Source organism: Aurantimonas aggregata (genome assembly GCF_010500835.1).
GTDB classification, from domain to species: Bacteria; Pseudomonadota; Alphaproteobacteria; order Rhizobiales; family Rhizobiaceae; genus Aurantimonas; species Aurantimonas aggregata.
The window spans coordinates 236,672-263,226 of the sequence record NZ_JAAAMJ010000002.1; the positions used below are offsets into that span (position 1 = coordinate 236,672).

Below are 26,555 nucleotides of genomic sequence, written 5' to 3' on the forward strand. Positions count from 1 at the left end.
ATCATTCGGCAATGACAACGGGAGAGAAACGATGAGTGCCACGATCAGCCACAGCGAAGACCGCCCGCGCACAAGGGTGAAGGAACGCGCCGAAGAGCAGTCCTCCGCCATGGACGAAGCCCAGCAGGCGGCGATCCGCATGCTCGCCAACGACCTCCACCGGCTGAACCAGTCGGTGATGAAGGCGGTGGAGTCCGGCGTCTCGGTCGAGCTCGTGCGTTCGGCCCGTCATCATGGCGGCGACGGCAACTGGGGTGACCTGCTCATCCCGGTGGTGGTCAAGACCGGCGCCTGAAGCGGCGGCTGGATTGCTGCGCGAAGACAGGGGAAACAACGGGCCGCGCGCGATCGCGGCCCGTTCCACCTTCCCTCGCCTTGCGTGGCCGGCTATGCTCGCGCCTGCGCCGAATGGCCCCGCGAAGGACTGCATGCCCGACACGACAAGGACGAAACCGCCCCGTTCCCCGGTTCCCGCCCGGCTCAACCGCCGCGCCCCGCGCCCGAAGGGCAGCGGCAACGAGGCGAGCCCGATCAAGGGGGCTCCGATGCCGGTGAAGCGCGACATCGGCCATCTCAAGCTGTCGCCGGACGAGACCCGCATCTTCCTGGAATCCAAGCGCGGCGTGCGCTCGATGCAGGAGGCGACCGAATGGCTCGCCGCCCGCGGCATCGACGATCTCGAATGCATCACCCCGGATCTGGCGGGCGTCGCGCGCGGCAAGATGATGCCGGCGAAGAAGTTTGTCGGCGAGACGTCGCTGGCGCTGCCCTCCGCGCTCTTCATGCACACGATCTCCGGCGAGTATCCGGAGGAGAGCGGCGAGTTCCGCTATTCGCCGAATGACGGCGACCTGAAGCTGGTGCCGGACCTTTCGACCCTGGCGCTGGTGCCATGGGAAAGCGATCCGACGGCGCAGGTGATCTGCGATCTCGTCGACCAGTCGGGCGCCGCCGTCGGCTACACGCCGCGCAACGTGCTGAAGCGCGTCATGGCGCTCTACGAGAACCGTGGCTGGAAGCCGGTGGTCGCGCCGGAAATAGAGTTCTACCTCGTCTCCAAGAATGTCGATCCTGACTATCCGCTGGTGCCGCCGATCGGGCGCTCCGGCCGGCAGATCCAGAGCGGCCAGTCCTATTCGATCGGTGGCGTTAACGAGTTCGACGAGCTGATCGACGACATCTACGACTTCTCCGACCGGCAAGGGCTGGAGATCGACACGCTGATCCACGAGGAGGGCGCGGCCCAGCTCGAGATCAACCTGCGCCACGGCGACCCGCTGGAACTCGCCGACCAGGTGTTCATGTTCAAGCGCACCATCCGCGAGGCGGCGCTCGGCCAGGACATCTACGCGACCTTCATGGCCAAGCCGATCCAGGGCCAGCCGGGCTCGGCGATGCACATCCACCAGTCGGTCAACGACGCGCGCACCGGCCGCAACGTCTTCTCCAACGACGACGGCACGCCGTCGGCGCTGTTCTTCCACTTCATCGGCGGCATGCAGCGCTACGTGCCTGCGGCGCTGATCATGATGGCGCCCTACGTTAATTCCTATCGCCGCCTGACCTACGGCATGAGCGCGCCGACCAACACGGCCTGGGGCTACGACAACCGCACCACGGCCTTCCGCGTGCCGACCTCCGATCCCGCCGGCCGGCGGGTGGAGAACCGCCTGCCGTCCTCCGACGCCAACCCCTATCTCGCCATCGCGGCCTCGCTCGCCTGCGGCTATCTCGGCATGGTCGGCGCCCTCGATCCGGACGAGCCGACCGACCAGACGGTCAACGAGGATGGCGGCATATCGCTGCCGCGCGGCCTGCTCGAGGCGGTTGCCGCCTTCGAGGCCGAGCCGGCCTTCCACGAGGTGTTCTCGCGGTCCTTCGTCGGCACCTATGCCGGCATCAAGCGAGGCGAGCACGAGACCTTCATGCAGGTCATCAGCCCCTGGGAGCGCGAGTTCCTGCTGCTGCAGGTTTGATCGCTTGAGCCCATATCAGTCACCCATCGCGCCCGGACGCTCCTGGTACGAGGACAGCGTCGAGCGACCGGCCTATCCGGCGCTGACCGAGAGCCTGTCCGTCGATGTCGTCGTGATCGGCGGCGGCTTCACGGGCCTCTCCGCCGGGCTGCATCTGGCAAAGCGCGGCATCCGGGTGGCGGTGCTCGAAGCCCACCGCTTCGGCGACGGCGCCTCGGGTCGCAACGGCGGGCAGATGGGCACCGGTCAGCGGCTCTCGCCGAAGGAGATCGAGGCGGAATACGGGTTCGAGCGCTCCAAGGCGCTGTTCGATCTGGCCGAGGACGCCAAGGCCAATCTCTTCGACTTCATCGCCGACAACGGCCTCGATGTCGATCTCACGCCGGGGCAGCTGAACGTCGTCCACCGGCGGCGCCATGTCGACGAATACCGGGCCGAGGTCGAGAACCTGGCCACCCGCTACGACTATCCGCACGCGCATTTCATGGACGCGGCGGAGACCGCCGAGCGGCTCGGCTCGACGCGCTATTTCGGCGGCATCCGCGATACCGGCACGGGACACATCAACCCGATGAAGCTCGTCGTCGGCAGTGCCCGGGCCGCCGCCTCTGCCGGCGCGCAGCTGTTCGAGACGAGCCCCGTGGAGAAGCTGGAGCGCCGGGATGGGCGGGTCGTCGCCCGCACCGCGGCCGGCGAGGTCACCGCCGACCGGGCGCTGATCGCCGTCAACGCCTACGGCACCGGCCTCGACGCCAAGGTCGACGCGCATGTCATGCCGATCGGCTCGTTCATCGGCGCGACTGAGCCCCTGGCCGATCCGGACGCGATCCTTCCGGGCGGCGAAGCCTGCGCCGATTCCCGCTTCGTCGTCCGGTATTTCCGCAAGAGCGTCGACGGGCGGCTGCTGTTCGGCGGCCGCGAGGCCTACACCGCCGCGACCGGCGACATCACGCGGCATCTGCGCAAGCAGATCGCCGAGGTCTATCCGCAGCTGAAGGACGTCCGGCTGACCCACGCCTGGGGCGGCTCGGTCGGGATCACGATGGAACGCCTGCCGTATGTCCGGGAGGTCGAGCCCGGGATCACCTCGATCGGCGGCTATTCGGGCCACGGGGTGATGCTGGCGAACTTCGCAGGGCGGCTCTACGCCGACCGGGTCTCGGGCGGCAACCGCGATGGCCTCGCCGCGTTCGAGGCGCTGCGAATCCCGGCCTTTCCCGGCGGACGACGCTGGCGATCACCGCTGCTGTTCATGGCGATGACGTGGTTCTCGTTGCGCGACCGTCTCTGACGGCAGGACTATTTTCGTGCCCGACTAAACGTCTGTGAGCTCACGATCCCGAGGCTGCGGACCACGGTCGCTGTCCCCGCCGAAAATTTGACCGGCGCCGATTTTCGCAAGCGTATCAGTCCTTTCGCGACTGTTGAGAATCGCAACCGATTTCTCTGCCTCTCCCGCTTTGCGTTTTGACACTGGCGATTTCGCGAACGCCGCCCCATCTGTTTGCCCGCCGACGCCGCTGACGGCGGATCCGAGCCCTGTCACGGTCGGTCATGGCCTTGATGAGCCTGCATTATCAAGGCATTCCCTTGGCTCTGATGAACGATGCGGCGCTCTGTCCTGTTGAAAACTCCGGCTCGGGGAATGCCCGCGCCGGCACGACTCTGCGCGCCGTGCTGCGGGAAGCCACGGAAACGCCGCACCGACGCCTCGACCGGCACTTTGCTGACATGACCGGCGCCTGCGATGCGGGGGGCTACCACCGCTTCATCCGCATGAATCACGCCTGCCATGCCGCCATCGAGCCGGTGCTCGCCGGGATCGGCCAGCGCCTCGATGACAGGCTGATCACGCGGCGGGAACCGCTGCTGGTCTCGCTGGCGGAAGATATGCGGGCCATGGACCTCGACCCTGTCCTGGCGGAGCCGCTGATCCTCGACCGGCCGGATCTGCCCGAAGCGGCCGGACTGATCTACGTCCTCGACGGCTCCCGGCTCGGGGCACGCTTCATTCATCGGGAGTTCATCGCGAAGGATTTAGCACGGCGGTGGCCGGGTATCTCCACCGCCTATCTCGCCAGTGCGGCCGGCCCCGACGCGTTCGGCGACCGCATGGCCGCCCTGTCCGACCGGGTCGTCTCGCAGACGGCACGGCGACGGGCAATCGCCGCGGCGCAAGCCGCCTTCGCCGTGTTCGAAGCCGCCTTCGCAGGCACCACGCGCCACCCGGAGGCCGCCACGTCTTGAACCTCAGCGACCCCACCCAGTTCGCCGTCGATCTGACCAATTGCGACCGCGAGCCGATTCATCGGCTCGGCCGGATCCAGGGCTTCGGCTTTCTCGTCGCGGCGTCCATGGACTGGATGATCCAGCATGTCTCAGCCAATGTGGGAGCCTTCGTCGACGGTTGTTCACCCGATAGCTTGCTGGGCGAGCCGCTCGACACGCTGTTGCCGTCAGCCGCAATGCACGCGGTCCGCGGCCGGCTGCAGCTTCTGACCCACAACGAGGGCTCCGAGCGGCTGTTCGGCTTCGATCTGCTCGGCACCGGCCGGCCGTTCGACGTCGCCGTCCATGTGAGCGGCCATTCCATCGTCATCGAGGCCGAGCCGTCGGCCGAGGGCCCGGCGACCAATCCCGGCACGCTGGTCAAGAGCCTGATCGCGCGGATCCAGCGGACCGACGATCTCGCCGGCCTGTTCCGGGAAAGCGTCCGGCAGTTGCGCGGCGTCACCGGGTTCGACCGGGTCATGCTCTACCGCTTTGCCGACGACAATTCGGGCGAGGTCGTCGCGGAATCGTCGCGGAGCGGGCTCGAGAGCTTTCTCGGCCTGCATTATCCGGCGACCGACATTCCCCAGCAGGCCCGTGCCCTCTACGTGCGCAACCAGATCCGCATCATCGCCGACGTTGACGCCGAACCGGTCCCCATCGAGCCGGGCCTCGATCCGAACGGCGAAACGCTGGACCTGTCGCTGTCGCTGCTGCGCGCCGTCTCGCCGATCCATATCGAGTATCTGAAGAACATGGGCGTCTCCGCCTCGTTCTCGATCTCCATCGTCATCGACGGCCGGCTCTGGGGCCTGTTCGCCCTGCACCATTATTCGGCGCGCCACCTGGCAATGGAGCTGCGCAGCACCACCGAACTGTTCGGGCAGATGATCTCCCTGATCATCGAGGCGCGGCTGCAGAAGGAGCAGCGGCGCGCCGAGGAGACGGTGCGAGACCTGCACGATCGCTTCGTCGGGAAGATCGTTTCGGCGACGCCGTCGGTCGAGGCACTGGCGGACTTTGCCGACGATCTGCGACAGATCGTGCCCTGCGACGGTTTTGCCGTCTACGCCAAGGGCACGACCCGCAGCTTCGGCCTCTGCCCCCTGGCGGATGACATGCCGGCGCTGGCGCGCTTCCTCAACCGCGCCGCCGCCAGCCGGATCTATGCCACCGACGAACTCGCCGCCGTGCACCCGGCAGCCGAGAACTATGCCGATCGCGTCGCAGGCATCCTCGCCATTCCCATCTCGCGCTCGCCGCGCGACTATCTGCTGTTCTTCCGCAAGGAGATCGTGCAGACGATCCAATGGGCGGGCGACCCAGCATCGAAGCTCGGCACCTTCGGCCCGAATGGACCGCGCCTGACGCCGCGCAAGAGTTTCGAGGCCTGGCAGGAAACGGTGCGCGGCAAGTCGCTCGCCTTCACCGAGGCCGAGCGCAAGGCGGCCGAAACGCTGCGCGTCTCGATCCTCGAAGTGCTGCTACGCTTCAACGAGGAGACCGAGCGGCGGCAGTCGCTCGCGGCGCAGCGCCAGGAACTGCTGATCGCCGAGCTCAACCACCGGGTCCGCAACATCCTCAGCCTGATCCGCGCGCTGATCGTCCAGAGCCGCCCCGGCGTGCGCTCGGTCGACGAGTTCGCGTCGATCATCGGCGGGCGCATCCAGGCGCTGGCCCGCGCCCACGACCAGATCACCAAGCAGAATTTCGCCGCGCAGGACCTTGCGGAAATCATCCAGACCGAGGTCCAGGCCTATATCGGCAGCAAGGCGGGGCGGGTGCGCCTCGACGGACCGGAGATCCATGTCGAAGCCCGGGCGTTCTCGACGCTGGCGCTGGTCTTCCATGAAATGGTAACGAACTCGGCGAAGTACGGTGCGCTCTCGGATTCCAGCGGGTCTGTCACGGTCTCCTGGCACATCGACGCCAACGATACCTGCCAGATCGACTGGCGCGAGACCGGCGGCCCACCCGTGGCGCCACCCAGCCGGCGCGGCTTCGGCTCGACGATCATCGAGCGATCGATCCCGCACGATCTCGGGGGCGACGCCGAGGTCACCTATCATCTATCCGGCCTGGCGGCCCGTTTCGGCCTGCCAGCCTCCCACTATCAACTCCGGGACGGCGACACACAGCGCCTCCCCATCGGGGAAGCCCCCCAGACAGCGGAGACAATGACCGAGACCGGCAGCCTCCAGGGCCTCAGCGCCCTCATCGTGGAGGACAACATGATCATCGCGCTGGATGCCGAGCAGATCCTGCTCGACAACGGCATTGCGCGGGTCTTCACCGCGGCGAGCGTCGCCGACGCCCTGGCGATCCTCGATGCGGAAGCCGTCGACCTCGCGATGCTCGACGTCAATCTCGGGTCGGAGACGAGCTTCGCGCTGATCGGCCCGCTGAACCGCAAGAACATCCCGTTCATCTTCGTCACCGGCTACGGCGAGGCGCTGGATCTGCCCGAGGACGCCGGGCCGGTGGAGTCGATCAAGAAGCCCTTTGCCGATCACCACATGCTGGCTGCCCTGGCGCGGGCCAACGCCCGGCGGGCCGTGGCCGGCTGAGCCAATCCGATCGGCCATCGCTTCCGCCTGACCGTGCTTGCATCAGGCATTCAGGAATTTTTCTCGGCGGTGGAATTATTCAATCGATTAGACTAAAGAGCGGTCGGATCCCTCGCGATCGCGTCGCTTTTCGACAAGGGACACAGCATGTCCAGCCAGATCATTCCGGTCGAGCCCTTCGACTACGTCGTCTTCGGCGGCAATGGCGACCTGGCGGAGCGCAAGCTCCTGCCCGCCCTCTATCACCGTGACCATGACGGGCAGATCCCGGCGGAAGCGCGCATCATCGGCGCCTCGCGCAGCGAGATCAGCGACGACGAGTACCGCGCCTTCGCCCGGGAGGCGCTGCGCCAGCACGTGGGCACGGCCGATCTCGAGGACGCCTCGATCGAACGGTTTCTCTCGCGGCTCCACTACCGACAGATCGACGCGAAGGCGGACGGCGGCTGGGACAGCCTGCTCGCCCTCCTCGACGAGGCCGACCCGAGCCGAATCCGCGCCTTCTACCTGGCCGTCGGACCGGCCCTGTTCGCCGACATCGCCACCCGGATCGCGGAGAAGGGCCTCGCCACGCCCGAAAGCCGGCTGGTCATCGAGAAGCCGGTCGGCCGCGACCTGGAATCGGCGCGGGCACTGAACGCGACGATCGGGGAGCATTTCAGCGAGGAGCAGGTCTTCCGCATCGACCACTATCTCGGCAAGGAGACGGTGCAGAACCTGATGGCGCTGCGCTTTGCCAACGCCCTCTACGAGCCGGTGTGGAACTCCGCCCATATCGACCACGTGCAGATCACCGTCGCCGAATCCGTCGGCCTCGAAGGCCGGGCCGGCTATTACGACAAGGCTGGCGCGCTGCGCGACATGGTGCAGAACCATATCGTCCAGCTGATGTGCCTAGTCGCGCTGGAGCCGCCGTCGTCGCTGGATTCTGACGCCCTGCGCGACGAGAAGCTGAAGGTGCTGCGGGCACTGCGGCCGATCGACCAGAGCAATGTCGAGAGCCGGACCGTGCGCGGTCAGTACAAGCAGGGCGCTTCCGGCGGCGCGGCTGTCCGCTCGTACCTTGAAGATCTGGGGGACGGCGCCAGCGACACCGAGACCTTCGTCGCGATCAAGGCCGAGATCGGCAACTGGCGCTGGGCCGGCGTGCCGTTCTACCTGCGCACCGGCAAGCGCCTGTCGGAGCGCATGTCGGAGATCGTCGTCACCTTCCGGCCGATCCCGCACAACATCTTCGCCGGCTCGGCCGGCAACGTCATCCAGAACCAGCTGGTCATGCGGCTGCAGCCCGACGAGGGCGTCAAGCAGTGGCTGATGATCAAGGATCCGGGGCCTGGCGGCATGCGGCTGCGGCACGTGCCACTGGACATGAGCTTTGCCGCGTCCTTCGGAGTGCGCAATCCGGATGCCTACGAGCGCCTGCTGATGGACGTCATTCGCGGCAACCAGACACTGTTCATGCGCCGAGACGAGGTCGAGGCGGCGTGGGAATGGGTCGATCCGATCCTGCGCGGCTGGGACGAGAAGGGGATGAAGCCGCAAGGCTACACCGCCGGAACCTGGGGCCCGTCCTCGGGCGTCGCGCTGATCGAGCGCGATGGCCGGACCTGGCACGAACCGGATTGAGGCCGTCTTGACCCAGTCGCCCACCCTGCATCGCTATGACAGCCGCGAGGATCTCGCTGAGGCGCTGGCCGCCGGCGTTGCCGCGGTGCTTGCCGGGGCGATCGCCACGCGCGGCGTCGCGACCCTTGCGGTGTCCGGCGGCTCGACGCCGAAGCGCTTCTTCGAGCGCCTCGCCGAGACCGAGATCGACTGGGCGAGCGTCACCGTGACGCTGGTCGACGAGCGGTGGGTGCCCGAGACCAGCGAGCGATCCAACGCCGCGATGGTGCGCCGGCACCTGCTGACCGGCCCTGCCGCCAGCGCGCATTTCCTGCCGTTCTACATCGACGCGCCGGCGCCGGAAGACGTTGCCGAGGAACTGCGCCTGCGCTTCCTGCGACTTGCGCGCCCGTTCGACGTGACGGTGCTCGGCATGGGCACCGACGGGCACACCGCTTCGTTCTTTCCGCAGGCCGACAATCTCGCCGCTGCCATCGACCCGGATACGCGCGAACCGGTTACCCCGATCCGTGCGCCCGGCGCCGGCGAGCCGCGCATTACGCTTACCCTGCCGCTGATCGTCGACACACGCTTCCTCGCTCTCCATATCGAGGGTGAGGAGAAGCTTGCCGTCTACGAGGCGGCAATGCAGCCAGGCCCGGTCGACGCGATGCCGGTGCGCGCCGTGCTCCGTGCGCCCCGGGTGGAAAAGCTGGCCGTGTTCTGGGCGCCCTGAAACCGCATGACATGAGGTTCCGTCGATGACCGCAGATCGCCGCATCGAAGAAATCACCGATCGCATCCGCGAGCGCTCGGCGACGACACGGGACGCCTATCTCGCCCGTATCCGCCGAAAGGCTGCCGATGGCCCGAAGCGCTCGACATTGACCTGCGGCAACCTCGCCCACGGGTTCGCCGCCTGCGGGCCGACGGACAAGGCGCGGCTGTCGGGCGGCGTCACGCCTAACCTCGGCATCATCACCGCCTATAACGACATGCTGTCGGCGCATCAGCCCTTCGAGCGCTATCCCGAGATCATCCGCGAAACGGCCCGTTCCGTGGGCGCGACGGCGCAGGTTGCCTCGGGCGTTCCGGCGATGTGCGACGGCGTCACGCAGGGCCAGGCAGGCATGGAACTGTCGCTGTTCTCGCGCGACGTCATCGCCATGGCGACGGCCGTCGGCCTCAGCCACGACATGTTCGATGCCGCCGTCTATCTCGGCGTCTGCGACAAGATCGTGCCGGGCCTCGTCATCGCCGCCCTCACCTTCGGCCATCTGCCGGCGATCTTCATCCCGGCCGGGCCGATGACGTCCGGACTGCCGAACGACGAGAAGAGCCGCATCCGCCAGCTCTACGCCGAGGGCAAGGTCGGCCGGGACGCGCTGCTCGAGGCGGAGTCCAAGTCCTATCATGGCCCCGGCACCTGCACCTTCTACGGCACGGCCAATTCCAACCAGATGCTGATGGAGATCATGGGCCTGCACACGCCGGGCTCGTCCTTCATCAACCCCAACACGCCGCTGCGCGATGCGTTGACCCGCGAGGCGACGCGCCGGGCCCTGTCGATCACGGCGCTCGGCAACGAATACACGCCGGCCGGGCTGGTGGTCGACGAGCGGGCCGTGGTCAACGGCGTGATCGGCCTGCACGCAACGGGCGGATCCACCAACCATACGTTGCATCTCGTCGCGATGGCCGCGGCGGCGGGCATCAAGCTCAGCTGGCAGGACATTTCCGACCTGTCGGACGTGACGCCCCTGCTCGCCCGCGTCTATCCGAACGGCCTCGCCGACGTGAACCATTTCAATGCCGCCGGCGGCATGGGCTTCCTGATCCGCGAACTGCTCGACCGCGGGCTGCTGCACGACGACGTGCGCACCGCCTGGGGCGCCGGGCTGCGCGCCTACGCCGTCGAGGCCAAGCTCGGCATCGACGGCCAGTCGGTCATCCGGGCGGATGCGCCCCGCGACAGCGGCGACCCGAAGGTGCTGACCACGGCCGACCAGCCGTTCTCCTCCAATGGCGGCGTCCGGATGCTGACCGGCAATCTCGGCAAGGCGGTGATCAAGGTTTCGGCGGTGAAGCCCGAGCGGCGCATCGTCCAGGCGCCGGCGAAGATCTTCCACGACCAGAACGACCTCAAGGCGGCGTTCGATGCCGGCGACCTCAACACCGACTTCGTCGCCGTGGTGCGCTTCCAGGGGCCGCAGTCGAACGGCATGCCGGAACTCCACAAGCTGACGCCGCTGCTCGGCGTCCTGCTCGATCGTGGCCACCGCGTCGCGCTGGTCACCGACGGGCGGATGTCGGGCGCCAGCGGCAAGGTGCCGGCGGCGATCCACGTGACGCCCGAGGCAAAAGCGGGCGGGGCCATCGCCCGTATCCGCGAAGGCGACATGATCCGGCTCGATGGCGAGGCGGGGACGCTCGAAGTGCTGGTCGATGCGGCCGAGTTCGAGGCGCGCATGCCCGAGCAGCCGGATCTGTCCGCCAATGAATTCGGCATGGGCCGCGAACTCTTCGCGGCGTTCCGTTCGGCTGTCGGCACCGCCGACCAGGGCGCCAGCGTCTTCTGATACTTGCGCGTCGGCTGAATGCGGCGCGCCTCGTTCAGATGGCCTGGCGCCGGCTGCGGATCTCGGCGATGTGACGCTTGACCGCCGCGATGTCTTCCTGGAGCCGCTCGACCTCGGCGTCTTCCTCGATCAGCGCAAGGCTCGGATTGGCCGGCGCGGGATGCTCTTCGGCGAGGGCCTGGATGCGCTCCCGCAGGGTTCGGCGGCGCTCCGTCGGGGGCACGTCATATGCCGGCTGGCGATGTTCGTCGTCCTCCGGGGCAGCCTCCGCGACCGGTACCTCCGGCACGAGCGCCATCTCCGATGCAGAAGGCACGGTGCCTTGTTCGGCATCGTCTTCCGACGTGTCGGCCAGCCGCCCGGTACCACTCTCAGCGGGTTCCTCGCCGTCGTTGGCCGGACGCTCCCGGCGCATGTCGCTCGCTGCCGCGAGGACAGTCGGCCGGAAGTCGCTCGTCGCGTCCGGGAGCCGCAGGGTCGTCGGGATCGGGGCGGCCGGCGCCGCAGGGCGCGTTGCCGGCATGCTGCGGACGATCGTGATGATGGCCCAGAGGACGGCAAGCCCGATGCCGGCGAGAAGACCGAGAACGGCCCCGACCATGACCACCGCGCGGCGCGACACGCTGGAGGGCTCCAGCGGCGGCGTCGCCGAGGAGATCACGCGGACATTGGCGGTGTTCAGCATCTCCTGCTCGCCGGTCTCGCGCGCCCGGAGCAGGAACGCCTCGTAGACCGCCCGCGAGGCTTCGACCTCGCGCTCAAGTTCGCGCAGCTTGACGAAGGATCCGCTGGTGGCGACCTGCTTGGTCTTGAGCTCGTCGATCTGCTCGTTGAGATCGCGATTGGTCTGCTCGGCGCGTGACAATTCGGTCTGCGCCGCGGCGACGATGCGGCTGACCTCCTGGCTGATCGCACTCCGGGCTGAATCCAGCGCCTGCTCGCTGGCGAGCAGCTGCGGGTGCCGTGGGCCGAGCGTCACGGCGAGACTCGCCGTCTGCTGCGCCAGCTCGGAATAGGTGTTGCGCAGCCGGCTCAGCGCCTCGGAGGTCAGCTCCTCCGGGAAAGAGCCCTCGACGACGGCGTCGACGCTGGCATTGGCCATCTGCTCGGCGCGGACACGCAGCGCGGTGATGTCGCTGCGCGAACGGGCCAGCTGGTCGTTCATGCGCAGGATGTAGTCGTCGTCGACCAGGCGGCCGCCGACGCCCACCAGCCCGTTAGCCGACTTGTATTCCTCGACCGCACGTTCGGCCTCAACGACCGACCGGCGCAGTTCCGCCAGCCGCGAGGACAGCGCGTCGCTGGCACGCCGCGCCGTCGAGGATTGTACCCGCCCGAGCTGGTCGATGAAGGTCTCGGCAACGCGGTTGACGAGTTGCGCCGACTTGTCCGGGTCCCAGGTCTCGACGCTCAGATTGAGGACGAAGCTCTTCGGATCACGTGTGACAGTGGTGGCTTGGCGAAAATTGGCGAGCGTCTGCAGGCGGCGGCGCGTGTTGATCGCCTCGGCGTTGCCGAACAGGCCATTGAACCACGCCGTCACAGAACCAAAGGTCGATTCCGCCGTGCCGTTGAATTCAGGGTCGGACACGAGATCCGCGTCGTCGACCACGCGACCCAGCACGTCGTTGGAGTAGATCACCGCCATCTGGCTCTCGATCAGCGCCAGCGTGGCATCCGACGGCAGGCCGTTCGGCGTGACCTCGTTGGCGACGACCTTGATGTCGCGCGGGTCGGCCAGGATCTCGGTCGTCGCGGTGTATTCTTTCGGCGTTGATAGAGCCACGGCGACCGCGACAAGGATCCCGACGAGGGTGGTGAAGGCGATCAGCCATTTCGACGCCCAGACCGAGCGGATGATGTAGACCGGGTCGAGAAGCGTCGTCGGCGCAGGCGCTCTGCGATCGTAACGCGGAGCGTCGAGGGTCCCGGGCGTATTGGAATTCGAGAACATGGACTGCCACCGCTTCGCCAAGCGGCGTTAAGACAGCACCGCTCCCGAGATGTCAAAATCGCGCATTATGCTCAATAAACGGTTAAGGCGCGCATTCCTCAGCTGCCGCGCCTGAGGCGCTCGTCGAGCAGGCGCATCCAGCCCTTCGGCTCCATGTCGCGATCGAGCGGCAGGGGGCGGTCGGGCGCTCCGTCCGGCCGCGGCAGCACTGCCGGTATCCAGCTGTAGCGGTCGCTTATGCCCCAGATGATCACCGACTCCGGCGGTTTCCAGGCGAAGATCGCGTCGAGCAGGTCCGAGACCAGCCGGTGGGCCGTCGCGTCCTGGGCCTGCGGGTCGGCGGGGCTGTGCCAGTCGATGACGTCGAGTTCGGTGACCAGCAGGCCGACGCCAAGCGCGTCGAGGTCGCGGTGGAAGCGTTCGAGGCCCGGCCTGTCGATCTCCCGGTCGGCGTAGAGATGCCCCTGCATCCCGACGCCGTGCACTTCGACCCCGCCATCCTGCAACTGCCGGACGATGGAGAGCATGACGTCACGGCGCGCATCGAAGCGCGGGCCGACGAATTCGAGGTCGTAGTCGTTGATCACCAGCCGCGTATCGGGATCGGCCCGCGCGGCCGCGGCGAAGGCGATCGGGATGTGCCGCGGCCCGAGCTTGCGCAGCCAGCCGGTGCGGCGCAGCGGCCCCTCCTGCTGCGGGTCGTTGGCGATCACCTCGTTGACGACGTCCCAGCCGACGAGCTTGCCGCGATAGCGGTCGGTGACCCGCTCGACATGCTCGATCAGCACGGCCTCGGCCTCGCTCGCATCGTCGATCGCCTCGACCCAAGCCGGCATCGCGTTCCACCAGACATGGCAGGTGCCGCGCGACTGCCTCCCATTCGCCAGGGCAAACTCCACCAGCCGGTCGGCGGGCTCGAAATTCCAGGCGTCGCGCGTCGGCCGTATCTGATCGAACTTCAGCTCGTTCATCGGCATGATCAGGTCGCAATGGTCGAGAAACGCCTGGCGATAGGCGGGATCGGCGTCGATATACTCGGCCTGCACGGCCCCGCCGAGCGGCACGCGGCGCGGCATCACCGCCGTGCCCTGCCCCCGCGCATCGCGATCGGCCGTGCCGGCGAGGATGAGCCCGGCGCCCGCCACCATGAAGGAACGCCGCGTTAAGGGTGCGGCCTTACTGGTGGGATGGGCGGCCGGCGGATATTCCGGCACAATCGCCGCACCGGCTGCGGCCCAGCGACGCGCGGCAAGACGCCGATGCGTGATCATCGAAGTGCCCTACTCCAGGAATCGTGAATGGCGCCGATCGCAGTCTGGACGGGAAGGCTTAAGGGCAACCTAAACCTCGTGCGCGACTACGCCTCGCTGTTGTCCGGTTCGGCCGGGCGGCTGGTCCTGTCGCTCGCCTATTTCGTCTGCGTCGCCAATGCGCTGTCGGTCGGCGATTTCGGCCTGTTCGCCACGGCGTCGGCGACCGGCATCGTCCTGTCGCGGATCGCCGGCTTCGGCTTCGTCTCGCCGCTCTACCGCGTGGCGACGGGACGGTCGCGGCTGATCGGCGCCTACACGGCCGGGCTGCTCGCGGCGTTCACCCTGTCGCTGCCGCTGGTCGCCATCGCCGCTGCCGGCTTCTATCTCGCCTTCTTCCAAGGCGAGATGAGCGTCGGCGCGTTCGCCGCGATCGTCACGGCGGAGGTGCTGTTCTGGCGCAGTCTCGAGATCGTCATCATCGTCAACAACGGCCTCGGCCGCTTCGCCCGCGGCGCGATCATCGTCATCGCCGGCTCGGCGATCCGGGCCGCGGCGGCCGTCGGCTTCCTGTTTCTCGCCAGCGGGTCGCTGGCGACATGGTCGCTCGCCTATCTCGGCGCCAACGCGGTGGCAGCGGTCCTCGCCGTGCTGATCTACTATCCGCGCCAGCGCCTGCGCTTCCGACCGGACCTCTATCTGGCGCGCTGGCGCGACAGCGTTTCGGTGGCCGGCGCCGAGGTGATCTTCTATCTGCAGTCGGAACTCGACAAGCTGCTGGTCCTGTCGCTGGGCGGTCCGCAGGCGGCCGGCATCTACGCCATCCTGATGCGCCTGATCGACCTGACGGCGCTTCCGATCCGCTCCTTCAACACGATGATCGTGCAGCGGATGATGCGCAATCCGGCGCTGCTGAGCCGCTGGCCGGTGCGCTGGGGCGTCGAGGCCGGCGTCGCGATCGTCTCGATCGCCGGGCTGGCCGCCCTCGGCGGCTTCCTGCACGTGTTCCCGACGGCGCTCGGCGACAACGTCTCCGATGCCGCGCCGCTGGTCCTCGTCGCCCTGACGGTGCCGGCGTTCCGCAACCTCATCGAATATGAGAGCGAATTGCTCTATGCCCGAGGCAAGACCACGCTGCGTGCCCTGATCCTGGCGATCATCGGCCTGATCAAGGCGGGCTTCCTGGTGATGCTGCTGCGCACGATGCCGACGACGGAGAGCTGGGTGATCGGCCTCAACGGCCTGTTCTTCGCGCTGTGGATCGTCTCGGCGGCAGCGACCTACGCAGCGCTGGACTGGTCGCGCTCGCCGCGCCCGAGGCGCGCGGTCATGCCAGCCCCGCAGCCCGGCGAATGAGTGCGGGATCGGTGCCGGTAAAGGACTGGATGCCGGCCGCAACCTGATGCGGGGCGAGGTCGGCGGCAAAATCCGTTAGCGCCTCCGCTCCCATCGCCGCGCCCGTCCAGTACATGTGGCAGAGATTGCCGTCGCCCGGCAGGTGCCGGTCCGGCCGCGCTTCCAGCTCGTCGACGAAACGGCCGTAGAGCGTGCATTCGGACAGGGCGCGGGTGCCGGCCAACGCCGACCCCCAGGAGCGGCCGGTCCGGCTCTCGATGCGGTCGAGCATCTCGCGCACCGTGTCGCTGCGCCAGGCGATCAGCGTGGCGATGTAGGCGGTGTCGGTCTCCTGCGGATCCTCGATGCCGAGCAACTGACCGGCCTTGCGCGACCATTTGCGATGCTCCTCGCGGGCGCCCGGTTCGAGGCCGCCTAGAGCGCCGGGATGGCGATAGAACCGCACTTTCTCGCCCTCGTGGAACCAGGCGACATCGAACTGGCGCAGGAACACCACGTCGGAATCGACCGACACCATCACCGTCTCGTCGAGCGCGGCGGCCATGGCGATGCGGCGCAGCTGCTGCACGTGCCATCCGCGCAAGGGTGGGCCCTTCGGCGAAAGCCAGAAGCGCCGTCGGCCGAGCGACAGCGGATCGGGAAAGGGGCGCAGCCAACCGGGCAGCAGGTCGCGCTCGTCGACGATCTCGCGACGCAGCCCGGCAAGGCTGCGGAACAGCGCCACATCACGCGATTCAACCAGGATGAGATGGCGCGTATGGCCCGTAACCCGGCGATCGATGCTCTCGCAGAGCAATCGACACCGCTCGAGGTCGCCGCGATAGCTCGAGGTTATGATCGCTGTCTGCAAGCTTCCTCCGACATCACCCACCGGCTGACGTCACGTCGCGGTTTTGTTGCGCCGCAACCTATCTTGCAGGATCTCCAGCAGAAAGAGCGGATTGCCGAGAATATAGCGGCGCCAGAGCCGACCGGGCTCGAGCGCCAGCCGCCAGAGCCATTCGAGCCGCAGGGCGCGGACGGCGCGGGGCGCGCGCGCGACATCGCCGGCGAGGAAGTCGAACAGCGCGCCGACGCCGACGAAGAGCCGTCCGTGCCGGGCATCGAGATGGTCGGCGATGAACAGCTCCTGTGCCGGCACGCCCATCGCGACGAGCACGATATCGGCGCGCACGGCCGTCAGCTTCGCCAGCACCGGCGCGCGGTCCTCGCCGAAATAGCCGTCAACGACCGGGATGTAGACATGCGCCGGAATGCTGGCGGCCAGCCGCGCCGCCGCCGCTTCCGCGACGCCCGGGGCACCGCCGACCAGCGCCACGCGCAGGGGATCGCCGAGCCCGGCAAGAAGCCGCGGCACGAAATCCGTGCCGTTGAGGTTTTCGCGGAACGGTGCGCCGTGGAGAATCCGCCCGGCGATATCGACCCCGATCCCGTCGGGCAGGACCTGGAACTGCGCCAGCGCGTGCCGGTAGCGCGGGTCGCGGCGGACGAGATTGACACAATGGGCATTGAGGAAGGCGAGGCGCGTCGTCTGCCCGGCAGCGAGCGAGGCGCCGAGCGCCGCGATGACCGCGCCGGCCGTGACGTCGGCGACCGCGACGCCGGCGATCATTCGAACCGGCATCGCCTGCGGCAGCGGGACCGCCGAGCGCGGCGGGGTCATCGCGGTCATGGTTGGTGCCCGGCCAGGGCAGGCTCGTCCAGTGCCCCCATCTCGGGCATCCGGCGCCCGAGGGCGAGCTCGCGGGCAAACAGTTCGAGCCCGGCCGCGATGCCGCAATCCAGTTCCGAACGCTGCGACGCGGCGAAGGCGCTGCCGTCGAGCCGGATATCGGCGCCTTGCCGCTCAGCTGCGACGCGGGCAGCGAGCAATGCCGCAAATCTCGCCGGATCGTCGGCGACGTCGGCATTCTTGGGCAGCGTCGCGACGCCGCGCAGCGCCTGCGACGTCGCGACGGCCGGCATGCCCTCCTCGAACGCCTCGATGGTCTTCAACTGCACCCCGGTGCCGCCCCTGGTAGCCAGCGCCAGCACCCGCGAGCCGCGAACGAAGCGCTGCGCGTCGTCCACCCGGCCGAGAAATGCGACATTCGTCGGGGTCAGCGGCGGCGGCCCGTCGAGCCGGCCCGCGATGGCGACCGTGAGGTCCGGCGGCAGGCGCGGCACCACCTCGCCGAGAAACCAGTCGAGGCCGACGCGGTTCGGCGCCCAGCTCCAGGTGCCGATCAGCCCGATATCGTGATCGCGGTGGCCGTCATCGGCGGTCTGCCTGCGACCGACGGTCAGGGCCAGCGGCAGGCATTTCGGGTGGCCGGCAAGGCCGAGGCCGGCGCCGTCCTCGACGCTCAGCGTGTGCACGACGGCGGCTTCGCGGCAGAGCCGCTGCTCGGCGCGCTTCAGCAGGGCGGCCTCGCGGCGATAGAGCAGGTGCGTTGCCCGGCTGCCGGCGTTGGCGGCGTTCTCCTCCGCCGAGCGGTGCTCGACATTGTGGGCGATGAAGATCGCCGGAAACTGCGTCAGGAACGGATAGGCGGTCGGCATCTGCAACGAGTTGAGTATCAGCCCCTCTACAGGCCCCGCCTCAACCAGCCGGACGAGCAGCGCGCGCCGCGACAGGCCCGCGAGCTTGGCGGCCGTCACCGGCAGTCCCCTCGCCAGGGCTCCGGCGAGCCACAGCGCCTTCTGCGCCCGGCCCGCGCCGGCATTTTCCAGCACGATGTCGCCGAGGCAGATCCCGTCGCCACGGGTGTCGGCCGGCCCCTCGGCGTCACGCCGGCGGAACCCCGCAAAGCTCAGCCGGACGCCCTGGCGCGCATAGGCAGCGATGATCGCCTGGTTGGCGATCTCGAACCCGGTCGTCGGGTTCTCCGTCGGCAGCAGCGATGAAACGAACAGAAGATGCACAGGTCCAGCCGCCCGGTTCGCCTCAGATGAGGTTACTATCGCAGCCCGAGATTGCCATCGCCCTAATCCGGTCCCGCAAATACCGGCAAAGTGATTGTCAGGCCGTCCCCATCGTCGCAGCAGCGACGATGGGGACCTCGAGGCGATGGTTTCTTCACCTTCTTCTGTTGTTGATCGGGGACGATCGTCCACCAGCGGTGCCCGAATGCCAGAAGCCGTCAGCATCGAACGCGTGTCCCCCGGCCTCGCCGGCGATGCCATTGACCTGGTGGTGACGCTGCCGACCTTCCGGCGGCCGGAGCATCTCCTGCGCACGCTCCAGTCGCTGCAGGCGCAGACCACGTCGCAGCGCTTCGCGGTCATCGTCATCGAGAACGACGCCGAGGGCGGCGCCGGGCGGCTCGCCGCCGATCCGCTGTTCGCCGAAGGCGCGATCGCCGGACTGGTCATCACCGCCCATGCGCGCGGCAATTGCTCGGCCTACAATGCCGGCTGGTCGACCGCCCTCGAACGGTTCCCGTCGATGCGCTACCTCGCCGTCATCGACGACGACGAGATCGCCGGCCCGGACTGGCTGGAGCGGCTGGTCGAGACGGCAGAGGCGCTGCCGGCCGATATCGTCGGCGGCCCGCAAGTGCCGGTCTTCGAGACGGCGGCCGGCCGCGGGCTTCTCCGGCACCCGGTGTTCGTCCCGCATTATGCCGTGACCGGTCGGGTGCCGATCCTCTACTCGTCCGGCAACGTGCTGATCCGCCGCGAGGTGCTGGAAACGATGGGCGCGCCCTTCCTCGATACCGCCTTCAACTTCATCGGCGGCGGTGACAGCGACTTCTATTCGCGCTGCCGCGAGCGTGGCTTCAGCTTCGGCTGGTGCGCCGAGGCGCCGGTCCACGAAACGACGCCGCCGCGCCGGATGGAGTTTTCCTGGCTCAATGCCCGCGGCCTTCGCAACGGCGCATTGTCGTCGATCATCGAGCGCCGCCGCCAAACTGGCCGCCGCGGCAGCCTGCGGCGCCTAGCCAAGAGCGCCGCGCTGCTGGCTGCCTCGCCCTTCCGCTCGGCGGCGCTTGCGGCGCGCACAGGTTCGGCCGTCGCCGGCCTCTATCCGATGCAGGTGGCGGTCGGCCGCCTGCTCGCCGAATTCGGGATCGTCAATGAGCAATATCGCCGTCCCGACCAGAACTGATCCGGCCGGCCGCCGTACCGCCGGCGCCTGGCTGGTCGACGCCACGCGCCTCGCGCTGGGCGCCGGGCTGCTGACGCTGCTGCTGACGACATTCTCGCCCTTCGCGGTTTCGTTCGAGGGCAGCCGGGACGCCGGCGACATCGTCAACCAGGTCGGCTATTCCGCCCTGGCCGCCGCGGCGCTCGCCGGGCATTTGCTGTTCACCGACAAATCGGTCGCGCTGTCGCTGCTGCGGCCGGCCTGGCTGATGATGGCGGCGTGGCTGGTGGTCAGCGCGCTGTTCGCCTACAGCCCGCAGAACGCGCTGCGGACGGCCGCCTTCACGATCCTCGCGATGATCGCCGTCACCGGCGCGCTGTCGCTGCCGCGCGATGCCCGCGCCTTCCGGATCTGCCTGACCATCGCCGCCCTCGTGGTGCTCGGCCTCTCCTATGTCGGCATCATCGCCATGCCCGGCGTCGCTATCCATGACGGCGGCGGCACGGAGCCGCAGCATGCGGGGCTCTGGCGCGGCATCTACAGTCACAAGAACGTCGCCGGCGCCGTCATGGGCGCATTGTTCTTCTGCGGGCTCTATCTCTTCCGTTCAGGCCAGCGGTGGTCGGGGCTGCTGATCGCCGGCCTGTCGGTGCTGTTCGTAATCAACACCGGCTCGAAGACCGCCACGGCGCTGCTGCCGGCGGTCGCCTGCCTGGTCATCGGCCTGCGGCTGTTCGGCGGAAGGCTGCTGCCGGCGATGGCGGTCGGCGCGGTGGTTACGGCGATGGCGCTGCTGACGCTGGGTACGGTGCTCTCGCCGACGCTCGATTCCATCCTTCAGGCGGTCCTGCCCGGCACCACCTTCACCGGCCGCACGGATATCTGGCGCTTCGCTCTCGAACTGTTCGACGGCCACGGATGGACCGGCTTCGGCCTGAACTCCTTCTGGCAGACCAATGTCGTCTACGGCGCGGAGCGCAATTTTGAGCTGGCCTGGGATACGCGCGCCAGCCCGAACGGTCACAACGGCTTCCTCGACATGGCGCTGTCCACGGGCTGGCCGGGCCTCTGCCTGGCGGTCCTCGTGCTCGTGCTGCTGCCGCTGCGCGACTACGTCAGGATCGGCAACCGGCCGGAGGACCAGCGCCTCGCCGACATGTTCCTGATGATCCTCGCCTTCCTGCTGCTCAACTCGTTCCTGGAGAGCTTCCTCTTCGAACGCGCCAACCCGATCTGGATGATCCTGTGGATGGCCGTCGCCGGGCTGCGGCTCCTGTCCTGCCACAGACTACAGCGATGAGGCGTTCAGTCGGCGGCTGACAGGCTTCCGCCGCCGGCCAGCGTCCGCCCTACCCGTGCCGTGCGGGCCTGCCGCTCGCGGAGACGGCGGCCGAGCGCCATGCCGGGCCGTTCGACGAAGCGCCACGTCAGCGCGCTGGCAACCAGCGTTCCCATGACGATCAGGCCGAGCGCCAGCAGGGCTTGCCCCTCCGTCGCGCCGAGCAGGCGCTTGCCGTCGATGCCGGTCGAGAAGATCGCCCAGCCGGTCTTGCCGGCGACGACGGTGGCGACGTTCTCCACCCGGGAGATGACGAAGGCGTGGGTGAGATAGACCGAGTAGGAAACGAGACCGAGATAGGTCGCGGGCTTCGAGCGCAGCAGACGGCTGACGAGCCCGCCTTCATGGGCGAAGACGTAGAGCGCGAAGGCGAACACGAAGGGCGCAGCCAGCGACAGGCTGGTGCCGCCGAGCGCCGTGACGAACACCGCCACCATCACGACGGCAGCAAGTTCCGCCAGCGTCCAGACGAGGCCCTGGTCCGTCGGCACCGCCGTATCGGTGCGCGGCCAGAGCACCAGCCGGACGATGACGCCGAGCGAGAAGCCCATCAGGCAGCGCAGCCAGCCATAGCCGACCGTCGTGTCGATCGTGCCTTCCGCGGCGCCGATGACGACGATACCGCTGACGATGCAGAGCACCATCAGCGGCAGCAGGGCGCGCGGCACCGTCACGACCACCAGCGCGAAGAACCCGTAGGCCAGGAGTTCGGCGGAAATGCTCCAGCTCGGATAGTTCCACCCCATCGTGTCGAGGACGCCGAAGGAATGCGTCATCAGGAGATTGTGGACGAGCGCCACGGGTCCGTTGCCGCCCTGGAAGGCTTCGCCGGGCCCGCGGGTGACATAGAGGAACAGCTCGAAGCCGACGAACAGCGCCAGCATGAAGAGATGCAGCGGATAGACCCGGAATAACCGGCCGCGCAGGAAATCGAACCCGTTCCGCTTCTGCGCGAGGCTGTCGTGGAAGGCGTGGGCGATGACGAAGCCGGACAGGACGAAGAAGAAATCGACGAACAGGAAGCCGTGCCGGAAGAAGCTCGATTCGTAGACTGCGCCCGAAACCGGCGCGTGGAAGACCACGACCAGCAGGGCGCAGATCCCGCGCAACCCGTCGAGCGCCTGGAACCGCGACGCTGTCGGGCGGAGCTGACCTTCGAATCCACCGCGTTCGTCCTGCATCTGAACTCGCCCCGCTTTGGCCTCGTGATCGTCGCCGCGCGACGGTAGCGGGAAAGGGTTAACGCCTGGCAATCAGCTCTCTGCAGGAGGCAGATAACCGCGCGCATCCGTTGGGATGCGTTGTTATCGGCGACTGTCGCGCTATGTGCGGCGCGTCATGCTGACACGGGCGGGTTTCGCCCCCAGGAACGGATTGCCGCGCGACATGGACCAATTGCGCCTTCTCGCCGTCGACGCCGACGACCTCGCGATCGTCTCGGCGCACTGCCAGGACGCCGTCGTCAAGCTGAAGGACTGTCACTTCCGCTCGCAGGCGGGGCAGTTCGTCATGGAGATGAACCGCTTCGTCTGGGAGTCGGCCAAGGACCGCGGCCGTTTCCGGCTCTTCGGCAAGGGCAGCTACGAGCGGCGCCGCTCGGTGCTGCATTTCGACCGGGTGCGTTCGGTGAAGCGCCTCGGCGTCGACATGGGGGCGGCCGAACAGGTGCTGGTGCTGCTGGCGATCCGGTTCACCGAGACCACCTCGCCCTCCGGAACCGTCGAGCTTGTCTTTGCCGGCGGCTCCGCGATAAGGCTGGAGGTCGAGGTGATCGAGGCGCAGCTCGCCGATATCGGCGGCGCCTGGAGCACCGACGCCCGTCCGGATCACGATCGTTCCGACCCTAACGCATAAGTGCAGGGGCGGCGGGACATTGAGGTCCCGGCGGGAGACCGGGAGAGAGGGATTGCCGCAGTGCCATCGAGATTGAACAGCACGGACGCCGGATTCGAGGCGGATTTCCGGGCGCTGCTCGGTGCCAAGCGCGAGGCATCCACCGACGTCGACGACGCCGTCCGCGACATCATCGCCAAAGTGCGCGCCGAGGGCGACGCCGCACTGATCGAACTCACGTCGCGCTTCGACGGGCTCGAACTGACGGCGGCGACGCTGCGGGTCGGCGCGGACGAGATCGAGGCGGCCCATGCGGCCACCGCGCCCGAGACGCTGGCGGCCCTCGAACTTGCCTACGAGCGGATCAAGAGCCACCACGAGCGCCAGCGTCCGTCCGACGATCGCTATATAGACGCGATCGGCGTCGAGCTCGGCAGCCGCTGGACCGCGGTGGAATCGGTCGGGCTCTATGTGCCGGGCGGCACGGCGAGCTACCCGTCCTCGGTCCTGATGAACGCCATTCCGGCCAAGGTCGCCGGCGTCGAGCGCATCGCCATGGCGGTGCCGGCGATGCGCGGCGCGCTCAATCCGCTGGTGCTGGCGGCCGCACGGCTTTGCGGAGTCGACGAGATCTACAGGATCGGCGGCGCCCAGGCGATTGCGGCCTTCGCCTACGGCACGGAGACGATCGCGCCGGTCGCCAAGATCGTCGGCCCGGGCAACGCCTATGTCGCGGCAGCCAAGCGTCGGGTGTTCGGCACGGTCGGCATCGATATGGTGGCAGGACCCTCGGAGATCCTGGTGATCGCCGACGGCGAAAACGATCCGGACTGGATCGCCGCCGACCTGCTCAGCCAGGCCGAGCACGACGTCGCGGCGCAATCCATCATGATCACCGACGACGCCGCCTTTGCCGATGCCGTCGCCGGGGCCGTCGAGCGGCAGCTCGGCCAGTTGTCGCGCGGCGAGACCGCGCGGGCGAGCTGGAACGATCACGGTGCGATCATCCTCGTGCCGAGTCTCGATGCCGCCCCTGCCCTGTCCGACCGGATCGCGCCGGAGCATCTGGAACTCGCCGTCGAGGATCCCGAGACGCTGTTCGCCCGGCTGCGCAATGCCGGCGCGGTTTTTCTCGGCCGGCACACGCCGGAAGTCATCGGCGACTATGTCGGCGGCTCCAACCACGTGTTGCCGACCGCCCGCTCGGCGCGGTTCTCGTCGGGCCTGTCGGTGCTCGACTTCGTCAAGCGCACCTCGATCCTCAAGCTCGGGCCGGAGCAGCTGCGGGCGCTCGGACCGGCGGCGATGGAGCTTGCCCGGGTCGAGGGTCTCGACGCGCACGGGCGCTCCGTCTCCATCCGCCTGAATCTCTGAGCCGGCGATGGCACACCCCGAAACCCAGCCTGGTGGCCGCCTGATCGACGTCGAACTCGACGAGACGATCGGCCGCGCCACGCCCGACGTCGAGCACGAGCGGGCCGTGGCAATCTTCGACCTCATCGAGGAGAACTTCTTCGTGCCGGCCGGTGCTTCGGCAGACGGTCGCTTCAAGCTGAAGCTGTCGCTCGCCGACAAGCGGCTGGTGTTCGACGTCAGGGACGAAGCCGGAGAGGCCGTCGCGACGCATATCCTGTCGCTCACGCCGTTCCGCCGGGTGATCAAGGACTATTTCCTGATCTGCGACAGCTATTACGAGGCGATCCGCAGCGCCACGCCGCAGCAGATCGAGGCGATCGACATGGGCCGGCGGGGCATCCACAATGACGGCTCGCAGACGCTGATGGAGCGGCTGAAGGGGAAGATCGAGGTCGATCTCGACACCGCCCGCCGTCTGTTCACGCTGATCTGCGTCCTGCACTGGCGGAGCTGAGCGCCGTGGCGCGGTCGAGCGGGACCACAATGATCTACGGCCTCCCTGCGGCCGCGGCCAAGTCCGGTCCTCGGCGATGAGCGAGCCGGCCGACTCCAAACCGCTGCCGAGTTCGGTACTCTTCGTCTGCGGCATGAACGCCATCCGCTCGCCGATGGCCGAGGCGCTCGCGCGTTCGATCCTGCCGGCTTCGGTCTACATCGCCTCGGCGGGCGTCCGCAGCGGCCAGCGCGACCCGTTCGTCGACATCGTCCTGTCCGAACAGGGGCTCGATCTCGGGGAGCGGCGGCCGCAGCGCTTCGAGGATCTCGAGGACAGCTATTTCGACCTGATCGTGACCATGGCGCCGGAGGCCCACCACGTCGCCCTCGACGCCACCGGCACGTCCTCGGTCGATGTCGAGTTCTGGCCGATGCCCGATCCCTCCGCCGCCACGGGCAGCCGGGAACAGATCCTCGATGCCTATCGCGACGTGCGCCGGCGCATCGAGGAGCGGATCCGCCAGCGCCTGCTGCCGCCCGGCGCCTGACGGCGCGTCAGTCCGCCAGCGAGGCGATTTCGGCCTTGAGCTCGTCGAGGCCGACGGTCTTTTCCGACGAGGTGGCGAGGATTCGCGGGAAGGCCGCGGGATGGCGGGCGATCCCGAGGGCCGTCGCCTCGAGCAGCTTCTCGACGGCGGGCGGCTTGATCTTGTCGATCTTGGTCAGGACGATCTGGTAGGAGACCGCCGCCTTGTCGAGCAGGTCCATGACGTCGCCGTCGTTCTTCTTGATGCCGTGCCGCGCGTCGATCAGCAGGAAGACGCGCTTCAGGCTCGCGCGGCCGCGCAGATAGGAGAAGACGAGGCGTGTCCAGGCGTCGACATTGTCCTTCGGCGCCTTGGCGTAGCCGTAGCCCGGCATGTCGACGAGCGCGATCGGCGGCAGCTCCAGCGTCTCGCCGCCATAGCCGTCCGGCACGAAGAAGTTCAGCTCCTGCGTCCGGCCCGGCGTGTTCGACGTCCGCGCCAGGCCCTTCTGGCCGAGCAGCGCGTTGATCAGCGAGGACTTGCCGACATTGGAGCGCCCGGCGAAGGCGATCTCGGGCGGGCCTTCCGGCGGCAGGAACTTCATCGCCGGCACGCCCCGCACGAACACCCACGGGCGGGCGAAGAAGCGGTGATCGGCGGGCGGCGGCGCTTCGATGGCCGGCCCCTCGGCGTTCTCGTTCGTGACGCTCATCGGGCGGTCTCCAGTGCTTCGACGTCGCCGCCCCGGATCAGGTCGAGGTTGCGCGTAATCTTCTCGGCGGACCAGTTCCACCATGCCACGGCCCTGAGACGCTCGACCGTCCCTTGGTCGAAGCGCCGGCGCATTTCGCGTGCAGGGTTGCCGGCAACGACAGTATAGGGCTCGACGTCACGCGACACGACCGCAAGGCTCGACACGATGGCGCCGTCGCCGATCGACACGCCCGGCAGGATGGTCGCCCGCTCGCCGAGCCACACATCGTTGCCGATCGTCGTATCGCCCCGGACTCCGGCGACGATCGTGGCGACGTCGAAGCCACTTTCCCAGCCATTCCCGAAGATGTTGAAGGGATAGGTCGAGAGCCCGGTCATCGCGTGGTTGGCGCCGTTCATCATGAACCGCACGCCCGAAGCGATTGCGCAGAACCGCCCGATCACAAGACGATCGCCCAGTTCGGGATAGAGATGACCGACGCAGGCCTCGACGAACCGTTCCGGACCGGCCGGGTCGTCGTAGTAGCTGTACTCGCCGATCTCGATCTGCGGGTGAATCACCAGCGGCTTGAGAAAGCCGACCCGCCTGTGGCCCGGCAACGGATAGTGATCAGCCGGATCAGGACCATGCATCGAAGCTCACTCCGCTCGGTGGCCGGCAGGC

General features: G+C 68.1%; 23 protein-coding genes. 15 read left to right on the forward strand and 8 right to left on the reverse strand.

Features of this window, described 5'->3' with window-relative positions; genetic code table 11:
- The first annotated feature begins 31 nt into the window (after positions 1-31).
- The 8 genes from GTW51_RS05410 (at position 32) to edd (ending at position 10,998) form a co-directional block, all read left to right on the forward strand.
- Positions 32-295: an SMc00767 family acetate metabolism repressor gene (locus GTW51_RS05410; RefSeq protein WP_163042876.1), complete on the forward strand. Its 264-nt coding sequence runs from the start codon at positions 32-34 to the stop codon at positions 293-295.
- A 250-nt stretch (positions 296-545) separates the two neighbouring features.
- Positions 546-1,976 (forward strand): glutamine synthetase family protein, encoded by a 1,431-nt coding sequence (locus tag GTW51_RS05415; RefSeq protein ID WP_163043019.1) that lies wholly within the window; start codon positions 546-548, stop codon positions 1,974-1,976.
- A 4-nt stretch (positions 1,977-1,980) separates the two neighbouring features.
- Positions 1,981-3,267: an NAD(P)/FAD-dependent oxidoreductase gene (locus tag GTW51_RS05420; RefSeq protein WP_246232663.1), complete on the forward strand. Its 1,287-nt coding sequence runs from the start codon at positions 1,981-1,983 to the stop codon at positions 3,265-3,267.
- A gap of 272 nt (positions 3,268-3,539) precedes the next feature.
- Complete coding sequence (locus GTW51_RS05425; protein WP_203565900.1) at positions 3,540-4,223, forward strand: biliverdin-producing heme oxygenase; 684 nt, start codon at positions 3,540-3,542, stop codon at positions 4,221-4,223.
- Entirely contained in the window at positions 4,220-6,814 is a 2,595-nt protein-coding gene (locus GTW51_RS05430) for an HWE histidine kinase domain-containing protein (protein ID WP_163042879.1), read from the forward strand. The genes GTW51_RS05425 and GTW51_RS05430 overlap by 4 nt, the downstream gene beginning before the upstream one ends.
- Positions 6,815-6,961: 147 nt before the next feature.
- Complete coding sequence (gene zwf, locus GTW51_RS05435) at positions 6,962-8,440, forward strand: glucose-6-phosphate dehydrogenase (RefSeq protein ID WP_163042880.1); 1,479 nt, start codon at positions 6,962-6,964, stop codon at positions 8,438-8,440.
- Between the two features lie 7 nt (positions 8,441-8,447).
- Positions 8,448-9,155 (forward strand): 6-phosphogluconolactonase, encoded by a 708-nt coding sequence (pgl, locus tag GTW51_RS05440; RefSeq protein WP_246232665.1) that lies wholly within the window; start codon positions 8,448-8,450, stop codon positions 9,153-9,155.
- A 25-nt stretch (positions 9,156-9,180) separates the two neighbouring features.
- Complete coding sequence (edd, locus tag GTW51_RS05445; protein WP_163042882.1) at positions 9,181-10,998, forward strand: phosphogluconate dehydratase; 1,818 nt, start codon at positions 9,181-9,183, stop codon at positions 10,996-10,998.
- Between the two features lie 34 nt (positions 10,999-11,032).
- On the opposite strand, the gene GTW51_RS05450 is transcribed toward edd, so the two are convergent.
- Both GTW51_RS05450 and GTW51_RS05455 read right to left on the reverse strand, forming a co-directional pair.
- Positions 11,033-12,952, reverse strand: a complete 1,920-nt coding sequence (locus GTW51_RS05450; protein ID WP_163042883.1) for a GumC family protein — start codon at positions 12,950-12,952, stop codon at positions 11,033-11,035.
- A gap of 98 nt (positions 12,953-13,050) precedes the next feature.
- A complete protein-coding gene (locus GTW51_RS05455) occupies positions 13,051-14,223 on the reverse strand; it encodes an endo-1,4-beta-xylanase (protein WP_163042884.1) in 1,173 nt (390 codons plus the stop codon).
- Positions 14,224-14,250: 27 nt separating this feature from the next.
- Here GTW51_RS05455 and GTW51_RS05460 point away from each other — a divergent pair, with 27 nt between their 5' ends.
- Complete coding sequence (locus GTW51_RS05460; RefSeq protein ID WP_163042885.1) at positions 14,251-15,558, forward strand: lipopolysaccharide biosynthesis protein; 1,308 nt, start codon at positions 14,251-14,253, stop codon at positions 15,556-15,558.
- On the opposite strand, the gene GTW51_RS05465 is transcribed toward GTW51_RS05460, so the two are convergent.
- From GTW51_RS05465 to GTW51_RS05475, 3 genes are read right to left on the reverse strand one after another with little or no spacing between them, the layout of a single operon-like run.
- On the reverse strand, positions 15,530-16,408 hold the full coding sequence (locus tag GTW51_RS05465) for a DUF6492 family protein (protein ID WP_163042886.1): 879 nt from the start codon (positions 16,406-16,408) through the stop codon (positions 15,530-15,532). The genes GTW51_RS05460 and GTW51_RS05465 overlap by 29 nt on opposite strands.
- 30 nt (positions 16,409-16,438) lie before the next feature.
- Positions 16,439-17,230 (reverse strand): WecB/TagA/CpsF family glycosyltransferase, encoded by a 792-nt coding sequence (locus GTW51_RS05470; protein WP_163042887.1) that lies wholly within the window; start codon positions 17,228-17,230, stop codon positions 16,439-16,441.
- A complete protein-coding gene (locus GTW51_RS05475; protein WP_343033917.1) occupies positions 17,227-18,462 on the reverse strand; it encodes a glycosyltransferase family 4 protein in 1,236 nt (411 codons plus the stop codon). The genes GTW51_RS05470 and GTW51_RS05475 overlap by 4 nt, the downstream gene beginning before the upstream one ends.
- 205 nt (positions 18,463-18,667) lie before the next feature.
- Between GTW51_RS05475 and GTW51_RS05480 the strand changes: the two genes are divergently transcribed.
- Both GTW51_RS05480 and GTW51_RS05485 read left to right on the forward strand, forming a co-directional pair.
- Complete coding sequence (locus GTW51_RS05480; RefSeq protein WP_163042889.1) at positions 18,668-19,648, forward strand: glycosyltransferase family 2 protein; 981 nt, start codon at positions 18,668-18,670, stop codon at positions 19,646-19,648.
- Entirely contained in the window at positions 19,617-20,927 is a 1,311-nt protein-coding gene (locus GTW51_RS05485; protein ID WP_163042890.1) for an O-antigen ligase family protein, read from the forward strand. The genes GTW51_RS05480 and GTW51_RS05485 overlap by 32 nt, the downstream gene beginning before the upstream one ends.
- A gap of 5 nt (positions 20,928-20,932) precedes the next feature.
- Here GTW51_RS05485 and GTW51_RS05490 read toward each other — a convergent pair whose 3' ends face one another.
- Positions 20,933-22,147: an acyltransferase family protein gene (locus GTW51_RS05490; protein ID WP_163042891.1), complete on the reverse strand. Its 1,215-nt coding sequence runs from the start codon at positions 22,145-22,147 to the stop codon at positions 20,933-20,935.
- A gap of 205 nt (positions 22,148-22,352) precedes the next feature.
- Here GTW51_RS05490 and GTW51_RS05495 point away from each other — a divergent pair, with 205 nt between their 5' ends.
- The 4 genes from GTW51_RS05495 to GTW51_RS05510 all read left to right on the forward strand — a co-directional run bounded on the left by GTW51_RS05495 (position 22,353) and on the right by GTW51_RS05510 (position 25,198).
- Positions 22,353-22,820 carry a DUF2948 family protein gene (locus tag GTW51_RS05495; protein WP_163042892.1) on the forward strand — a complete coding sequence of 156 codons (468 nt, stop codon included), beginning with the start codon at positions 22,353-22,355 and terminating at the stop codon, positions 22,818-22,820.
- A 60-nt stretch (positions 22,821-22,880) separates the two neighbouring features.
- Positions 22,881-24,173, forward strand: coding sequence for a histidinol dehydrogenase (gene hisD, locus GTW51_RS05500; RefSeq protein WP_163042893.1), 1,293 nt, complete (start codon positions 22,881-22,883; stop codon positions 24,171-24,173).
- 7 nt (positions 24,174-24,180) lie between these two features.
- On the forward strand, positions 24,181-24,669 hold the full coding sequence (locus GTW51_RS05505) for a UPF0262 family protein (RefSeq protein ID WP_163042894.1): 489 nt from the start codon (positions 24,181-24,183) through the stop codon (positions 24,667-24,669).
- A 76-nt stretch (positions 24,670-24,745) separates the two neighbouring features.
- Positions 24,746-25,198 (forward strand): arsenate-mycothiol transferase ArsC, encoded by a 453-nt coding sequence (locus GTW51_RS05510; protein WP_163042895.1) that lies wholly within the window; start codon positions 24,746-24,748, stop codon positions 25,196-25,198.
- Between the two features lie 7 nt (positions 25,199-25,205).
- On the opposite strand, the gene yihA is transcribed toward GTW51_RS05510, so the two are convergent.
- Positions 25,206-25,889, reverse strand: a complete 684-nt coding sequence (gene yihA / locus GTW51_RS05515) for a ribosome biogenesis GTP-binding protein YihA/YsxC (protein ID WP_163042896.1) — start codon at positions 25,887-25,889, stop codon at positions 25,206-25,208.
- On the reverse strand, positions 25,886-26,524 hold the full coding sequence (locus tag GTW51_RS05520; RefSeq protein WP_163042897.1) for a CatB-related O-acetyltransferase: 639 nt from the start codon (positions 26,522-26,524) through the stop codon (positions 25,886-25,888). Before GTW51_RS05520 ends, yihA begins: the two co-directional genes overlap by 4 nt.
- Between the last annotated feature and the right edge of the window lie 31 nt (positions 26,525-26,555).

What these genes read in the sequence shown, in the direction of transcription:
- GTW51_RS05415 (WP_163043019.1), top strand. Translation starts at nt 546, where the DNA reads ATGCCGGTGAAGCGCGACATCGGCCATCTCAAGCTGTCGCCGGACGAG.
- GTW51_RS05410 (WP_163042876.1), top strand. Translation starts at nt 32, where the DNA reads ATGAGTGCCACGATCAGCCACAGCGAAGACCGCCCGCGCACAAGGGTG.
- zwf (WP_163042880.1), top strand. Translation starts at nt 6,962, where the DNA reads ATGTCCAGCCAGATCATTCCGGTCGAGCCCTTCGACTACGTCGTCTTC.
- yihA (WP_163042896.1), bottom strand. Translation starts at nt 25,889, where the DNA reads ATGAGCGTCACGAACGAGAACGCCGAGGGGCCGGCCATCGAAGCGCCG.
- edd (WP_163042882.1), top strand. Translation starts at nt 9,181, where the DNA reads ATGACCGCAGATCGCCGCATCGAAGAAATCACCGATCGCATCCGCGAG.
- GTW51_RS05425 (WP_203565900.1), top strand. Translation starts at nt 3,540, where the DNA reads ATGAGCCTGCATTATCAAGGCATTCCCTTGGCTCTGATGAACGATGCG.
- GTW51_RS05480 (WP_163042889.1), top strand. Translation starts at nt 18,668, where the DNA reads ATGCCAGAAGCCGTCAGCATCGAACGCGTGTCCCCCGGCCTCGCCGGC.
- GTW51_RS05460 (WP_163042885.1), top strand. Translation starts at nt 14,251, where the DNA reads ATGGCGCCGATCGCAGTCTGGACGGGAAGGCTTAAGGGCAACCTAAAC.
- GTW51_RS05490 (WP_163042891.1), bottom strand. Translation starts at nt 22,147, where the DNA reads ATGCAGGACGAACGCGGTGGATTCGAAGGTCAGCTCCGCCCGACAGCG.
- GTW51_RS05455 (WP_163042884.1), bottom strand. Translation starts at nt 14,223, where the DNA reads ATGATCACGCATCGGCGTCTTGCCGCGCGTCGCTGGGCCGCAGCCGGT.
- GTW51_RS05495 (WP_163042892.1), top strand. Translation starts at nt 22,353, where the DNA reads ATGGACCAATTGCGCCTTCTCGCCGTCGACGCCGACGACCTCGCGATC.
- GTW51_RS05485 (WP_163042890.1), top strand. Translation starts at nt 19,617, where the DNA reads ATGAGCAATATCGCCGTCCCGACCAGAACTGATCCGGCCGGCCGCCGT.
- GTW51_RS05470 (WP_163042887.1), bottom strand. Translation starts at nt 17,230, where the DNA reads ATGACCGCGATGACCCCGCCGCGCTCGGCGGTCCCGCTGCCGCAGGCG.
- GTW51_RS05505 (WP_163042894.1), top strand. Translation starts at nt 24,181, where the DNA reads ATGGCACACCCCGAAACCCAGCCTGGTGGCCGCCTGATCGACGTCGAA.
- GTW51_RS05450 (WP_163042883.1), bottom strand. Translation starts at nt 12,952, where the DNA reads ATGTTCTCGAATTCCAATACGCCCGGGACCCTCGACGCTCCGCGTTAC.
- GTW51_RS05510 (WP_163042895.1), top strand. Translation starts at nt 24,746, where the DNA reads ATGAGCGAGCCGGCCGACTCCAAACCGCTGCCGAGTTCGGTACTCTTC.
- GTW51_RS05520 (WP_163042897.1), bottom strand. Translation starts at nt 26,524, where the DNA reads ATGCATGGTCCTGATCCGGCTGATCACTATCCGTTGCCGGGCCACAGG.